The sequence below is a fragment of the Acetoanaerobium sticklandii genome (assembly GCF_000196455.1).
Classification (GTDB): Bacteria; Bacillota; Clostridia; order Peptostreptococcales; family Filifactoraceae; genus Acetoanaerobium; species Acetoanaerobium sticklandii.
Genome location: NC_014614.1, coordinates 244,434 through 260,710 on the forward strand (window position 1 = coordinate 244,434; position 16,277 = coordinate 260,710).

Annotated in this window: 11 protein-coding genes; 7 read left to right on the plus strand and 4 right to left on the minus strand. The window is 36.3% G+C overall.

The window, feature by feature from the left end; translation table 11 throughout:
* Window positions 1-50: 50 nt before the first annotated feature.
* Window positions 51-1,253, plus strand: coding sequence for an ATP-binding protein (locus CLOST_RS01210; protein WP_013360432.1), 1,203 nt, complete (start codon window positions 51-53; stop codon window positions 1,251-1,253).
* A 141-nt stretch (window positions 1,254-1,394) separates the two neighbouring features.
* Here the strand turns inward: CLOST_RS01210 and CLOST_RS13370 are convergent, their stop codons facing one another.
* From CLOST_RS13370 to CLOST_RS01225, 3 genes are all read right to left on the minus strand, one after another.
* On the minus strand, window positions 1,395-1,943 hold the full coding sequence (locus tag CLOST_RS13370) for a lytic transglycosylase domain-containing protein (protein WP_013360433.1): 549 nt from the start codon (window positions 1,941-1,943) through the stop codon (window positions 1,395-1,397).
* Between the two features lie 249 nt (window positions 1,944-2,192).
* A complete protein-coding gene (locus CLOST_RS01220) occupies window positions 2,193-3,449 on the minus strand; it encodes a DUF1343 domain-containing protein (RefSeq protein ID WP_013360434.1) in 1,257 nt (418 codons plus the stop codon).
* Window positions 3,450-3,664: 215 nt separating this feature from the next.
* A complete protein-coding gene (locus tag CLOST_RS01225) occupies window positions 3,665-4,810 on the minus strand; it encodes a baeRF7 domain-containing protein (RefSeq protein ID WP_013360435.1) in 1,146 nt (381 codons plus the stop codon).
* A gap of 281 nt (window positions 4,811-5,091) precedes the next feature.
* Here CLOST_RS01225 and CLOST_RS01230 point away from each other — a divergent pair, with 281 nt between their 5' ends.
* The 4 genes from CLOST_RS01230 to CLOST_RS01245 all read left to right on the plus strand — a co-directional run bounded on the left by CLOST_RS01230 (window position 5,092) and on the right by CLOST_RS01245 (window position 10,299).
* Window positions 5,092-5,796: an ABC transporter ATP-binding protein gene (locus CLOST_RS01230; protein ID WP_013360436.1), complete on the plus strand. Its 705-nt coding sequence runs from the start codon at window positions 5,092-5,094 to the stop codon at window positions 5,794-5,796.
* On the plus strand, window positions 5,793-8,156 hold the full coding sequence (locus CLOST_RS01235; protein WP_013360437.1) for an ABC transporter permease: 2,364 nt from the start codon (window positions 5,793-5,795) through the stop codon (window positions 8,154-8,156). The genes CLOST_RS01230 and CLOST_RS01235 overlap by 4 nt, the downstream gene beginning before the upstream one ends.
* A gap of 10 nt (window positions 8,157-8,166) precedes the next feature.
* Window positions 8,167-9,402, plus strand: coding sequence for an efflux RND transporter periplasmic adaptor subunit (locus tag CLOST_RS01240; RefSeq protein ID WP_013360438.1), 1,236 nt, complete (start codon window positions 8,167-8,169; stop codon window positions 9,400-9,402).
* A 111-nt stretch (window positions 9,403-9,513) separates the two neighbouring features.
* Window positions 9,514-10,299: a TspO/MBR family protein gene (locus tag CLOST_RS01245; protein ID WP_013360439.1), complete on the plus strand. Its 786-nt coding sequence runs from the start codon at window positions 9,514-9,516 to the stop codon at window positions 10,297-10,299.
* Between the two features lie 177 nt (window positions 10,300-10,476).
* Here the strand turns inward: CLOST_RS01245 and CLOST_RS01250 are convergent, their stop codons facing one another.
* Window positions 10,477-12,414 (minus strand): ATP-dependent metallopeptidase FtsH/Yme1/Tma family protein, encoded by a 1,938-nt coding sequence (locus CLOST_RS01250; protein WP_013360440.1) that lies wholly within the window; start codon window positions 12,412-12,414, stop codon window positions 10,477-10,479.
* Window positions 12,415-12,565: 151 nt separating this feature from the next.
* On the opposite strand from CLOST_RS01250, the gene CLOST_RS01255 reads away from it, so the two are divergent.
* Window positions 12,566-13,852 carry a hypothetical protein gene (locus CLOST_RS01255; protein WP_013360441.1) on the plus strand — a complete coding sequence of 429 codons (1,287 nt, stop codon included), beginning with the start codon at window positions 12,566-12,568 and terminating at the stop codon, window positions 13,850-13,852.
* A 13-nt stretch (window positions 13,853-13,865) separates the two neighbouring features.
* Window positions 13,866-16,238: a helicase C-terminal domain-containing protein gene (locus tag CLOST_RS01260; RefSeq protein WP_013360442.1), complete on the plus strand. Its 2,373-nt coding sequence runs from the start codon at window positions 13,866-13,868 to the stop codon at window positions 16,236-16,238.
* Window positions 16,239-16,277: the final 39 nt, after the last annotated feature.

Below are 16,277 nucleotides of genomic sequence, written 5' to 3' on the forward strand. Positions count from 1 at the left end.
ATTGATAATATTTTTTTTTGTGGGTATACTTCTATTTAGGAGGTGACGTTTTGAAAAATAGAGACCTTTATCTTAATCAACTCATTCAGTTCAAGGATAAAAAATTAATTAAGGTAATCACGGGTTTAAGGCGTTCAGGTAAATCAACCCTACTCTCACTTTTTAAAAATCATTTGATTACTAGTGGTGTTGATAGAAACCATATTATCCGGATGAACTTTGAGTCATTTGAGTTTGATGAAATTACCAATTACAAGGAACTACATGAATATATTAATAAGCGCATTCTTGACCCCAATAAACGACATTATATCCTTCTTGATGAAGTCCAGCAGGTATCCTCATGGGAAAGAGTTATTAATTCTTTCTTTGTCGATGCCAATGTTGACATCTTTATAACTGGGTCAAATGCCTATCTTTTGTCTTCTGAACTGTCTACATTGCTATCTGGTAGGTACGTTGAGATTAAAATGCAGCCTTTATCGTTTAAAGAGTATTTAGAGTTCTTAGACTCAGATAAAGAAATGAGTCTTCAAGAGAAATTTAATCAATACCTAGAGTACGGAGGTCTTCCAACTATAGTTGAACTATTAGATAATCCTGATACGATTGGTCCTTTCCTAGAAGGCATATATAATACTGTGCTTATGAAGGATGTTATAGAGCGAAATGGAGTTAGGGATGCAGCCCTTCTTGAAAGCATTTTGAAATTTATTGCTGCTAATATTGGCAGTATCGTCTCCACTAAAAAAATAAGTGACTATCTCACCAGTAGTGGAAGGAAAACAACGAGTGACACGATTGATAATTATATGAAGATGCTTGAAAACGCATTTATTATATACAAGGCAAACAGATATGATCTAAAAGGAAAGATGTTTCTAAAAACCCTAGAAAAGTATTACATCGTAGATATAGGTATCCGCAATAAACTGATTGGCCTACGTAATACAGATTATGGTCATGTTTTAGAAAACATAGTTTATCTAGAACTATTAAGACGGGGCTATGAGGTGACTATTGGAAAAATAGGCTCGTTAGAAGTTGATTTTGTAGCCTCAAAACCAAAAGAAAAAATCTACTATCAAGTTTCAGCTACAATCATGGATGAGAAAACGAGAGAGCGAGAACTTAGACCTCTAGAATCTATTTCAGATAACTATCCAAAATATATTTTGACCATGGACAAAACGGTCTTTAACGACTACTCTGGGATTAGGGTTAAAAATATCATAGACTTTTTGCTCGAGTAGTGTAAGTAAGAAAGGGACATTTGTTATATATGTGCTGAATTTTACGCTTAAATTAAAAAAGACGCTGAATCCACAGCGTCTTTTTTTGCCCTTTAAAAATTAAAACAATCAATTAAAAACAAAAAACTTTTTACACGATTTTTAGTGACTTGCTACATAAGTTGCAACATAAGTTTTTATGGTTTCCATTTTTGCAGATACTTGGCTTTGGTATTTCGTAGAGTAGTTTCCTTTGTTTACTCTAGTTGTACCTTGGTTGTATGCGCTAAGTGCTTTAAGCACATCTCCACCATATGACTGAATATGTCCGCTAAGATAACGCGTACCAAAATCGATATTTATATCTGAGTTGTATAAGTCTTCGCTAGTATAGCCGTATGCTTTTCCTGTGTTGACATGGATTTGCATTGCGCCGATACATCTGTTGTAAGTAAGGCTTGGGTTGAAATTACTTTCTTGCCACATTACTGCGACAATTAGCTCTTTATCTACGTTGTAATTAGCACTTGCCTTGTTTATCGATTTCATAAGATTGTTTAATGCCTGATCGCTAAGCTTAGAATTTTTGCTCGACATGAAAGTTTTTAGGGCGTCGTCACTTTTGATGCTATCATCCTGTACTTCTGCATATGTAAGATTTGAACCTAACAATGCTAGGATGAAAGCGAAAACTACGATAAGCTTTCTCATTCTTTCACTCCTCTATTTTTTATTATTTCTAAATTGCTTAGCCAAGTATTTGTTTATTATAGTGCAAAGAAAACCGTTTATCAACCTTTTTGAGCAAAAAAGTTACAAAGAAGTAACAGAATATTTACAACATTTCCCTACAAATCCCATGAAATGCACATTCTTCATTGGATACAAGTTGTAACTTTTTTCGAAAAAAATAGTGCCAATTTTACAATCAGCACTACTCGGTTTAATAAAATATTAAATTTAGTTATAAATTAGATATTGTTTTCTGAGATTTTTAAAGTTTTCAACTTCGTTAGAATAGCTTTTTACTATCTGGTCGGGACTTCTATTGTTTAGTAGGTCCTGTCCAAATCTACTTCCACCCATATTTTTTTCAAACATAGGTATAACTCCATTTTTTTCTACTGGAACAGTCAGTTTCTTTTGAAGGTTTGCAGTTGCTAGAATATATACTCCAGTTTTTGCTGGATTGAAGCTATGGTAATCAGTTACCTGTAGCTTTACTCCGCCTTTGTCGCCTTTATCTTCTGGAACAAATACTATTCCTGGAAGCTTATAAGCATTTAGAGCGTTTGCTAGAGTCTGACTATTAAAGCCCTTGCCACCTACCCAGGTGAATTTATCGCCTTGACCGAGTCCAGTTCCATCTCCTATGCCTGTAGCCATGTAGGCAAAAGCTGATTCTATATTCGGGATGTTTGGTGAGGTCTGTACAAACGGAAGCCCAGTATCTTGCCATACCATAGCTCTAGTGTAATTTTTCATAGGCACTATTTCTAACTTGCAGCCTATGTTTCTGTTGAAAAACTGAGCTAGCTCTGCGGCAGTCATGCCATGAGCCATAGGCATATTATCGACGCCTACAAAGGTTTTGTATTTATCTTCTAGCACATAGCCTTCTACATTAAGTCCACCTACTGGATTAGGCCTGTCGAGTACTATAAGGGTTTTATTATTTTCTTTAGCTGCTATCATGCAGTAATTAAGCGTAGACATATAAGTATAGGTTCTAGAGCCGATGTCTTGCATATCAAATACTAGGACATCTACATTAGTAAGCATTTCAGGGCTAGGCTTTCTAGTTTTGCCATAGAGGCTATATACAGGAAGGTTTAATTTTGCATCCGTATATGACTCTACGTACTTGCCAGCGGCTACAGTGCCATCTAAGCCGTGTTCTGGTGAGTAGATGGAAGTAAGGCTAATCTTTGGATAGGCACTTAGCACATCTACAGTTCTTTCTAGCTTTGAGTTCACGCCTGTATGATTTGTGACTATACCTACACGTTTGCCATCTATTAGATGGGAGTATTCACTGAGAAGTCTTTCATTTCCAAGCACTGTCTGATAGTAAGGCACTACGTTTTGAGCAGGAGCCTCAGCTATAGGATTAGTAGCTTGTGTATCATTAAGAGATAATAGAACTTCTCTTAGATAGCTGTATTCATCTTCTGTGATGGGATTTGAAAATGCTAAGCTTCCCATAGCTAGAGTCATGATAAGTGAAAGGGTTAATAGCTTTTTTATAATAATTACCTCCTTTTTGTAAAAAAACAATCTGCTATTTCTAGCTCATATAAGTATTTCGTCATAAATAGAAGAAGCATTAAATTAATTTAAAAAAGCGCCATAAAGCTGGGTGCTTTTGGCGCTTTACTAATATTTTAATTGTATCATGCAGATTGATAAATAAAATTACAATTCAATTAAATCTAATAGCGAAGTATAGCTGCTATAGGTTTATGCTCTGGCATATGAGCATGATCTAGATAATAAATCTTTCCACCAGCAAGCAAGGTCTGTCTTACGCTTATACCTATGAGGTCCTGAACCTCATGAGGGTCAGCGTAGTCAGTGTTTACTCTATCGTTTTCCTTGTCATATACTCCAGGAATAGGCTCAGCTGATTTTGACAAGAACAGAGTATCTATTCTTTGCACATGAGATGCTTTTACTATTTGGCTGATGGAGTCTACAGTTCTATCTGTATTTGAAAGATTTCCATAGTGAGCTACAGCCTTTTCAGAATCAATGAGAAGCTGAGGCTTTACTATATGCCATGCTTGGTCTCTTAGTGAAGAAGTAGTCATAGTCTCAGGATTTCCTGAGATGGTTTTCTCGCTTATATTCTTGTATGAGCTAGCTTCCTTATATATAGAAGAAATATAATCAACCCCAGCTAGAACTAAGGTTTTATTTTTGCTATTTAAAAATGTTGATATATATTTTTCTACTATCTGGCAATATCTTAGCACAAATTCTTTTTCCGTTTCATCTCCTATATTTTCGCCATGAGTTGCAGCGCCTAGGCTTCCACCACTTACCTTCGCAGGTCTTCTGCCTAGATGAGATTCATCTATATCATACTGAAGAGCCTCATCCATATTTTTTGGCATATCTGGGATGTCTATAGGGTTTATTTCAAATCTATTTGCACTGTAAAGCGCAAGGGTATTTTTGCTGATAGCTAGTATATAGTAGTCTATATTTTCTGTAAGAACTGGAAGCAGTGGCTTGATATGGAAGATATTATCAGCAATAACTGTTTCTTCAAATGCATGAGGAAGTCTGTAGGTTTTTAGCTCGTGCTTGTTTATAAATACAGCTAGGCCTTCTTTTTGAGCATTCAAGAAACTTAAATCTTCTCCCATCAGGGTGAAGGCTTTCAAATTCTCCTCTATATCTCTTACATCGTAATCTTTTTCTTTAATTGCATCCCTAGCTTTTGAAATCGAATTCTTAATTAGGATTCTATTGGTATCCTTGTCTCCAGGTATGGTAGGTAAGTAAATTGTTACACTAGGGTGCTCGGCATTTTCAAGTAGATAACGCAGGTCTTGAATTTTCATTACTTCCATAAATGTTACCTCCTGTAGCTTAATTATGAGATAAATTAGAAAAATATCCCATATACTTTACATACCCTCTGTTTATAGTTATAAACCTATTTGAAAAGGGGTAAATATATTAAAATATATAATTTTATATTGACGGCTTAAAGCACAAAGTATAATATGACTATATAGTCACATATGCTGGTGAAGAGTAAAATTAAATAATATTACTATGGATATATTGTTTTCAGCTTATTTAAGTAGCATATATATTGATAGGGATTAATTTGAAATGGGGTGAGGCTATGAATACGCTTATCAAGGGTGTAAATGTCTCTAAGATTTATAAAATGGGAGAAGTGGATATAAGGGCGCTGTCAGAAATTGATTTTGAAATTTATGACTGTGAATTTCTCGTTCTGCTTGGACCATCTGGTTCAGGAAAAAGTACATTACTGAATATCGTAGGAGGAATGGACTCTCTTACTTCAGGGGAGTTGTATTATAAAGGCAAGCCTATTCACAACGGGGGAAAGAAGCTTCTTACTGAGTATAGAAGAGATGCAGTTGGATTTGTATTTCAGTTCTATAACCTCATGCCAAATTTAACTGCGCTTGAGAATGTGGATCTTGCAAGAGAGATTTCCTCAAGTCCGCTAGATTCAAAGGATATGCTTGAAAAAGTAGGGCTACTGGATAGAAAAGACCATTTTCCATCTCAGCTATCAGGTGGCCAGCAGCAAAGAGTTGCTATAGCGAGGGCACTTGCAAAGAATCCTGAAATCCTGCTTTGTGATGAGCCTACAGGAGCTCTTGATTCAGTTTCTAGCAGAGAAGTCATTCGCATACTTAAGGAATTTTCCAGAAGCTTTGAAAAAACAGTTATAGTTATCACTCACAATGCATCCATAGCTCAGACAGCTGATAGGGTTATGTATATAAAGGATGGAAAGATTGAAAAGGTAGAGGTAAATAAAAATCCTATACCTGTAGAGGAGATAGTGCTATGACTCTATACAAAAAGCTATTTAGGGATTTGATGGAGCATAAGGGTGCTAATATAGCGGCTATAGTGGTAATAGCTATAGGTCTGATGATGTACGCTGCTTTTGCTATGGTAATGCAGACTCTAGAGCTTTCTATAGATAAATTTTACTCAGATAGCAAGTTTCCTGATGGATTTGTGACTGTGCTTACTATGCCAAAATCCAAGATAGCTGATATCAAGGATATAGAAGGAATAGACCAGGCTGAAGGAAGGCTAAGAGAGGATATAAGGATAGCTGATAATTTTGGGACGTTTTCGACTGAAACCAAGTACTTAAGGCTAGTGAGCTCAAATAAATCTGTAGGCACCTATATAATAGAAGAAGGAAAATCTCCTAGAGCAGGCTATATGGAAACTGTAGTTGACCCTATGTTTGCAGATGCAAATGATTTGAAGGTAGGAGACAAGATTCCAGTTATCGCCTATGGAAAAAATGTAGACTTGACTATCAGTGCGATAGGAAGAAGCGCAGAAAATGTCTATGCACTTAGGAATTCATCAGAAATTTATCCAGACCCTATTATATTTGGGGTAGGATTTATGGATATTACATCTTTAGAAAAATTAACAGGAAAAGGGCACTATACTAATGTAGTGTTTACTATAAAGGACGATGCAGATTTTGACTATATAAAAAGAACGATAGAAAGAGAGCTAAGACCTTATGGATTTATATCTATAGTAGAAAAGAAGGATCAAGAAAGCAATCTGCTTCTTACAAATGAAATGAAACAGCTTGAGGTCTCATCAACTATGCTTCCTCTAGTATTTCTAAGTGTTTCCTCTATGATTTTGTATATCATGATAAAAAGGATAGTTGAGCAGCAAAGAGGACAGATAGGAATATTAAAGGCCTTTGGATATTCTTCACTTAGCATTAGGATGCACTACACTAGCTACTGCATAGTGATAGGACTACTTGGAGGTATAATTGGAGGACTGTTTGGCCTAATATTTTATCAGCCACTTATGTCTCTTTACATGATGTTTTTTAATATGCCTATCCTAGAGGGACAGATATTAGTTTCTTATTTGTTTAGAAGTATAGCCATTTCAGTAGTATTTGCTATATTTGCTGGTTATAGAGGAAGTACTCAGGCTCTGCTTCTATCTCCTAGTGAGGCTATGAGAGAGAAAGAGCCTGTGCTTGGAAGTCGCTCGCTATTTGAAAAAATACCTCTATTATATAAGGCTTTGACGACAAAAGGCAAAATGGCTCTTAGAAATATATCTAGAAATCCAGCAAGAAGCTTTTTTGTATTTGTTGGGATAGCTTTTACTTTTACGCTTTCAGTTATTCCGTGGACCTTTATGGGGCAAGTCGATTCCATGCTTTTTGAGCGTTATGACGATGTGGAAAAATACGATGTAAAGGTAGCTTTGTCTGATTTAAATGCTTTGGAGAGCGTAGAAACAGAACTTACTAGACATAAAGAAGTTTACAGGGCAGAAGGAATGCTCGAGATTCCAGTTTTTTTTACAAATGAGCATATCAAAGAACCTGTATCAGTTATAGGACTAAAAGAAAATAGCAATTTATATACAGTTATAGATGACGATAAAAATCCAGTAAATATATATAAAGGTGGAGTAGTCCTATCAGAACGACTAGCAGACAAGCTAAGAGTAAAAACAGGAGACTATCTCACCATGGAAAGCCCTTACATGAGAGACAAGGATAAGAAGGAAAGCGTGAGGGTAATATCTACTGTAAAGCAAAATGTAGGAATAAACGGCTATATGGATATTGAGTATCTATCCGCGGTTTTAGGCTACTCACCTGCGGCAAATTCAGTTTTATTAAGAGCAAAGCCAAATACAGCGGCTGTGCTAAAAGATATTTATGAAGAGAGCCCTAAAATTACAGGCATAAATGACACGAACGAAATGATTGAAAAGCTGAAGAAATTTATGGGAAGCTTTATGGGCAGTATGTATTATGTAGCTCTTATAGCTATAGTTATGGGAGTGGCTATAATTTACAATTCCTATGTAATAATACTATCGGAGAGAAAACGAGAGCTTTCTTCACTTATGGTGCTAGGTATGAGTGAAAAGGAAGTGCTTTCTATAGTTACTTTTGAGCAGTGGTTCATAGCTATATTTGCGATGCTGTTTGGAATACCATTATCACAAAGTGCTGTAACTGCCATGGGAAAATCAGCTAGTACGGATATGTTTTCTCTAGCTGTGAAGCTGGACCTAAACTCTTTAATTATAGCATTTGTAGTAACTATTATTGCCATAGTACTGGCTCAGGTCATGGCATCTAGAAAAATTAAGCATTTGAATATAGTAGATGCTCTAAAATCCAATGAATAAGAGGTGACTTATGAAAAAATCCATTAAATTTATACTAATAGGCATAATAGCAGTGCTAGCTATAGGTTATACAGTTTACTCAATGACAAAGCCATTAGAAGTGAAAGCCACTAAAGTTGAAAAGGCTGATTTAATCAGTGATTTCAAAGAGGATGCTATAGTAGTATCTGAGGACAGCTATACTATAAGCCCGCCATATGATGCAAAGCTCACCTTCATAGTAGAGCAAGGCGCGAATGTGAAGTCAGGAGAGCTTATTGCGAGTATGGATGATGTTGATTTAAAAAATCAGAAAAGTCAGCTCAGCGCTCAGCTAAAATCCGTAGGTGGTCAGCAGGCAATGTCAAAATCTCCAGTCTATGATTCTCAAGTTGAGAGTCTAAATATAGCTATAGCAATGGGAAAAGACCAAATAGCAAGGCTAGAGACGAGCTATGAAAGAGCAAAGGCGCTTTATGACAGTGGAGCTATACCTAAGGTGGAGTTTGAAGCTGCTGAAAATGCTCTTCACGATGCAAAAAATCAAGTGAAGCTAAAAGAAAGCGAGCTAGCCCTCATATATGAATCAGCGGCAGAAAAGCCAGGAACAAGCACTTACTATTCAGGCCAAAAAGAAGCTCTACAGGCTCAGATACGCACAATCGATGAAAAGCTAGCTAAAACAAAAATCTATGCACCTGCTAGTGGAGTAATTACAAAATCAAATGCAAAATCAGGAGCCTTTGTATCCACTATGACTCCTATAATCGAGCTTTCCTCAGCAACACAAACTGTTGCTAGGGCAAATGTTTTAGTTCAAGATGCAGCTGCTCTAAAACTAGGGCAAAATGTCACAGTGACTCAAAAAATTAGAAATGAAGAAAAGCATTATCCTGGAACTATAGTAAAAATAAGCGACTATGCAAATACAATGCAGTCTCCACTTGGACTTGAGGAGCAAAGGGTAGAGGTAGATGTGGCTTTTCAAAGTGAGGAGAAGCTGTTTTTAGGATATGATTTGAGCCTAACTATAGAGACTATGAGAAAAAATTCTGTCATAGCCCTTCCGAAAACGACTGTTTTTGAAATAGATGACAAGAAATACGTATGGAAAATAGATGGGCAAACCCTAAAAAAACAAGAGGTAGAAACTGGCTATGAATCTGATTTTGACTACGAAATAACTCAGAGCTTAAGTGAGGGCGACCTTATAATACTAGATCCTAATGATGCTCAGCTAGAGGAAGGAAAGAAAGTGAAATACTAAACTAAACTGGTATAGTTATCAGAAAAGTGTGGCTTCTTTATTGCATATTAATAGAAGGTAGAGTATATTTAATATATAAGAAATTTTCCAAATAATTGCAAGGAGGATCACATGCAGCACTATTCCAGAGAGAAAAAAGGTCTAAAAATCCTTAATTTATTATTTTATTTATTGATGATAGGAGCCAATGCCTTAGCAAACACAAATATATTCGGTCAAGCTACTACTGAAGAAATATCAGCAAAATACAGCAATCTATTTACTCCAGCAGGCATAACCTTTGCCATTTGGGGCGTTATATATATTATGCTAGGCTATTTTGTGCTTTACCAGCTAGGGAAAAACGGATATGGAGCTAGAAAAGAAGCAACTGAAAAAATAGGTCTCTGGTTTATAGTATCTTGTATATTGAACGGACTTTGGTTGTTTTTCTGGGCTTTTGATATGATAGGACTAAGCATGATAGCTATGATAGCGTTGCTTATAGTGCTTTATCTCATCTACTTTAGAGTATATACAGTAGAAGCCTATCTTTACAACGATGAGAAAAAAGGATTTTTACTTCCGTTTTCTCTATATACAGGGTGGATTTCAGTTGCAACAATAGCAAACTTTGCTGCCTTTGTTAAGTATATGAACTGGAACCTGTTTAATCTTCCTGAGGCTCTATGGGTATCTATAGGAATAGCAGTGGCTGTGCTTGTAAATCTCTTCTTCATAACTATGAGAAAAGATAAGGCGTTTGGATTTGTGGGAATCTGGGCACTAGCAGGAATAGTATATGCCAGATATCTGGATGGAAATCTCATGCCAGTAGGGTATGTGGCAGGAGTGGCAATATTTGTACTGCTTGCTGTAATAATAAATAGCCATGGAAGAAAGTCACATTCAAACTAGATATTATAAGTTAGTGATAAGGGTTTAAAATAAAATGATGAAATTATAAAATTTTAAAAAGAGTCAGTATGAATGATATCTCCACAAAAATTAGGTGGAGGGACTTCGTACTGACTCTTTTATTAATAGTATAATTGTGGGTAAAACAAAAGTTCTCTATTGTATACGGTTACTATTTTAAGCTTCTGAGATATTAGATTCAATTGTCTCTTCTTCTATTGTGATTTTTTCATGTTCTATTTTATTCTCGTGCATTATTTTAATAAAGTGCTCCCCATCTATTATTGACACCTCAAGGAGAGTTTCTGCTATAAGGTCAAGCTTCTCTCTGTTTTTAGTGAGCATCTGCTTAGTTTCGTTAAATAACTCTTCGGCTAAGGCTTTAGCGTCCTTTATATAGTCATCGTTTGGTCTAGACATGCCTAGCACATCTAGATTTATAACGCTATCGTGCATTCCCCAAGATTTAATTATAGAGGATATAATCATAGTGGCTTGCTCGATGTCGTTTACTGCTCCAGTTGTTATATCGTCTTCGCTCTTAGCAATGATAGTCTCTGCAGCTCTTCCACCATAGAGCATCTTTACTCTATTTTTCATATCGGCTTTGCTAGCTAGGCCTTCTTTAGGTTCATTTAGAGTATAGCCTCCAGCTCCTGAAGTAGTAGGGATGATGCTGACTTCTAGTACAGGCTGTCCTAGAAGGTGACCAACTATAGCATGACCTGCCTCATGATAGGCTACGATTTTACGCTGGCTATCTGATTCCAAAGGCTTGTCTTTTTTATCTCCCTTGATTAGGATTCTAAGGTAGGCTTCATCGATATCAGTTTGCTCTATTACCTCATGACCGTTAATTACAGCCTTTATAGCGGCCTCATTCATGAGATTTTCAAGCTCAGAAGGACTAAAGCCTATGGTTTTTTTTGCGAGGTTTTCTATTATTACACTTTCAGATATTTTTTTACTTTTTACATAAAGCTCAAGTATGCTCATACGCTCATTTCTATCAGGAAGAGGAACAGCAAGCTGTCTGTCAAATCTACCTGGACGAGTAAGTGCGGGGTCTAAATCTTGAAGCCTATTAGTAGCGGCTATAGTAATTACAGCTTCATTGCCACTAAAACCGTCGAGCTCATTTAGCAGTGCGGTTAGAGTTTTGTCATCCTCAGAGGTTCCTCTGTTTTGACCTCTAGCACCACCGACTGAGTCTATCTCGTCTATAAATACTATGCAGGGAGCATTTTTTCTAGCTGTCTTGTAAAGCTTTCTAACTCTTCGAGCACCCAGACCTACGTATAGCTCCACAAAGTCTGAACCGTTAACCTTGAAAAATGGAACTCCAGCTTCTCCGGCTATGGCTTTTGCCATTAAAGTTTTACCTGTACCGGGAGGACCGTAAAATATTACACCATTAGGAAGCCGCGCCCCTATATCGTTATATTTTTTTGGATTTTCTAAGAAGTCCAAAATGTATTTTGAATCGTTTTTAAGTGAGCTATAGCCTGCTATATTGCTAAAATTAGTATCAGGCACCTTGGTTGTGATTTCATTTTCTTTTGGGTCCATGCCTCGCTGATAAAATACTAAAAAGCCCATGATTAAAGCCACTGGGAGCATAATCTGGAAGGTGGATAAAAGAAAATAAACCAAATCATTTGGAGGATTAAAGCTAAATACTCTTATTCCCTTTGCAAGAAGCTCTGAGCGAAATTCTGGATAGGCAGGATTTTCTGTTATGAACTTAAATTTCCCATCTTTAGGGAGTATTTTAGCATCCACAGAAGTTTCTTTGGTTTTATCAAGGTCCTCAAGCAGAAGTTCGTAATCCTCATCAGGAGTTATCTTTTGAGAATTTAGATATTCTAAAGTAGGGAGGAATTGCATATTGCTGTTATTTGAGCTTAAAAATACATATTCTACTTGATTTTTTTCAATCATCTGCTGGAACTGAGTGTAAGGAATATATGAAACCTCATCCTTTTTATCTTTTTGAAGCTGAATATTGCCGTACATTGCCAAGCTGTAAACCATAAACATAACTATTATTATGAAAGAAATTCTTCGTTTGGTAAGCTTTTTCTTAATTTTTTCAAGCTTTTCTTTTCTACTCATTTTTCATCACCTTTTTTGTAAATAGATAGTTTTATTATACACTATTTAAAGAAGAGAGAGATAATTATCCAATCTTTCTTTAAAAATTAGCCGCGTTATGTCATAATCTAATGAGATGATTTATTATGAAGTTTAATTGGAGGACAAATATTTGAGAATTATAGATATGAAAGGGATAATAAAAGGTCAGGATGTGCCTAAAATTGCATACAGACCGGTTAAGTCTCTAGAAGATAGAATATATTTTGAAAAGGTTCAGGGCACTTTAGAGGAGCAGTGGACAGAAGGTATATACAGATATGATATAGCTGAGCAAAAGCTGACAAGGGTGGATACTGGAGAGCATTCAAATAATCCGTCCATGTATGATATAGAGGTGCCAGGCTCATATGAAGATGTACTAGCGATAAAGGATATGGATTATATCTACTACTGTGTATCATCTGAAGCAGAGAAAGAGCAGATACTGAGTTTCTTTAGGCTTAATCTTGAGTCAGATACCCAAGATGACATAATTAACTTTAGCTTTTCAAAGGATGAGTATGTTTATAAGGGACTTGAGATATTGACTGAGGGCTATTTTATATTTACGCTTTCGGATGCCAAGACGCCTTTTGAAAGCAACCAGTATGACAAGGTCTACCTAGTGGATGTAGATGAAAGAAGAATTTATGAGATTCACGACCTGTTATTTAAGCTCACAGCTGGAAAAAGAGAAGTAATAGGCAAGGAAGTAAAATACCTGCTAGTTGAAGAGGTCTATCTATCAGAGGAAGAGGAGCTAGAGCTTCTTTTATCAGATGATGTAGAGCTTGCTATAGATATACCAGAAGAGATGACTGAGGATTTTGTATTTAAGAACAGCCTTAGGATATTGCCGTTTCAAAACTTTTTAAACCTAGTAAAATCAGGTAGCAGATATTATGAGTACAAGGTGCTAGACAGCATATTTATGGACGGCGTAATCAGAATAGTAGGAGAAACACCAAACATGCTTTACTACAAGAAAAACAAGCATGAGCATGTCCTGAAATCAAGCCGTGATTTTAATGAGAGAAGACTAAAGGGCAAAGAAGAAATTTTCTCTATTGATAAGGAGTCCCTCAATATTTCAAAGATAATGGAGCTTGGGGATAAGAGCCTGCTTGCATTTGAGGATGAGACGGTATATGAGATAGAAGAGGACGATGAAAAGGTTAAAATAGCATCCACAAGAGGAGATAGCTTCTCTTTTGAGTATGAAAAGGATGTATCTGATATAGAGGCAAAGGAATATTTCTACGATTTATTCAACCACAGATACCTAGTGATAGGGGTAATTAAGAGCAAGGATAAATTTTCAGGGAGCTTTCTAAAAATAGTGGATATGTATGAAATAGAAGAAGACAGAAAGTGCGAGGACCTTTTTATCATAGACGATACAGTATTTATTGGATAGGGCGTGGGATAGTATGCCTAGTAGAATTGAAATTTCTGTGCGCTCTTTGGTAGAGTTTGTGCTTAGAAGCGGAGATTTGGGAGCGAGCAGTAGCTTTTCGCCAACTAGAATGCAAGAAGGCATAAGGATACATCAACAGCTCCAGCAGATTAAGGGGAGATACATTGAAAAAGAGCTACCTCTTAGACTGGATATCAAAGTAAACGATATAGACTTTCGCATATCTGGGAGAGCTGATGGCTTGATGCTGGATGAGGGTTTTTATATCATAGATGAAATCAAAAGCACGGCTAAAAGCCTGAGCAATTGTGAAGAGGAAGAGGTTCACTTGGCTCAGGCTAAATTCTATGCCTATATTTATGCTCTAGATAACAAGCTAGATAATATAGGTGCAAATGTAACCTATTACAGCCTCCATGATGAGGATATAAAAACCTTTGAGCATGAATACGAAAGAGAAGAGCTAGAAACCTATGTGACTCATATCCTGCATAGCTATAGCTTGTTTTGCATGCTACTTGAAAGGCTAAAGGACGAAAGAGATAAAAGCATACTTACTTTAGAATTTCCTTTTGATTCATATAGAAAGGGTCAAAAGAAAATGATAAATGACGTATATAGAGCTATCAGTCAGAAAAAGAGACTGTTTGTAAAAGCACCTACAGGCATAGGAAAAACAATATCAACCATTTATCCTGCACTTAAAAGCTTAATATATGAAGACAATGAAAAGATATTTTATCTTACCTCAAAGACCATAAATCGCGAGGCGGCATCGGATACCTTGATGCTCTTAAAAGATGCAGGGCTAAGCGTAAGAGCCATAGCCCTTACTGCAAAGGACAAAATCTGTCCTTATGGAAGCTGTGATTTAAATGCCTGTGATTATGCAAGAGGGCATTTTGACAGGATAAATTCGGCTATCTATGATATTTTGGAAACTCAAGATATCATAACTAGGGATGTGATACTCAGCTACAGTGAGTCTCATAAGGTATGCCCCTTTGAATTTGCCCTTGATATCTCGCTTTTTTGCGATGTGATTATAGGGGATTACAATTATGCCTTTGATCCTGCTGTTTACCTAAAAAGATTTTTTGCCGAGCAAATGGGAAAATATATATTTCTTATGGATGAATCTCATAATTTCATAGATAGAGCTAGAGATATGTTTTCAGCTTCTATAGAAAAAACAGCCTTTCTAGACCTTAGAAAGCTTATAAAATCAGCAATTAAAGACCATACTATGATTCCTAAGGAGCTTTCTGATGTTTTAAAATCAATAGGACATATCAATGCAGGGTTTTTAAAGCTTAAGCCAGAGCAAGCGAAGACAGAGTTTTCTCAAAAAGCTTTGCCAGAGAATTTAATAAAGGCAATAAGGGGCTTTATAGAAAACTCAGATTATTATTTTAGTGAGTATCCAAATGCAAATGAAGAGGCTTTTTATCAGGATTTACTGAGTTTATATTTTGAAGCCCATGCATTTATAAGAATTGCTGAGCTTTATGATGAAAGATACACTATGATAGGATATCAGTATGATAAAAATTTGAGAATCAAGTTGTTTTGCATAGATCCTTCAGCTCTTGTAAAGGATGCACTTAGCAGATGCACTAGCCTTATTGCATTTTCTGCCACTCTTATTCCAGCATCTTACTATATAAGTATGATGGGAGGGCTAGAGGACGCAGTATATCTTATGCTAGACAGTCCCTTTAATCCTGAGAGACTAAAGGTTATGATAGATTCAAGCGTATCTACTAGGTACTCCCATAGACAGCGCTCTATTGATAGGGTAGTGCAGAGAATTCACTCAGCAGTAAGCTCTAAAAATGGGAATTACATAGCTTTTTTTCCTTCCTATGAATACATGAATCAAATTTATGAAGAGTTTTCAAAAGCCTACGAAGAGATTGAATGCATAGTTCAAGAAAGAAGCTTTACTGAGCTTCAAAGAGAAGACTTTTTAAAGCGGTTTGTAGACCAGAATACTCACGTGATGGTAGGCTTTGCAGTTATGGGAGGAGCTTTTTCTGAAGGAATAGATTTAAAAGGAGATAGACTTTCTGGAGCAATAATTGCAACTGTAGGACTACCAGGGATTTCATATGAGCTAGATTTGATTATGGAATATTTTAATAACGAAGGGAAAAATGGCTTCGATTATGCCTATAGATATCAAGGCATGAACAAAGTAATGCAAAGCGCAGGCAGAGTCATTAGGACTTCATCGGATAAAGGCTTTATACTTCTGCTTGATGATAGATTTTTAGAAGCTAGCTATCAGAATCTCATGCCTAGAGAGTGGCTGGATTTTGAAAGAGTAAGCAGTCCTTTGGAAATCAAAAATAGCTTGGAACAATTTTGGCAAGAAGAAAAGTAGAAATAGAGACAAATAGAAATAATTAACGAAGCAACTAAA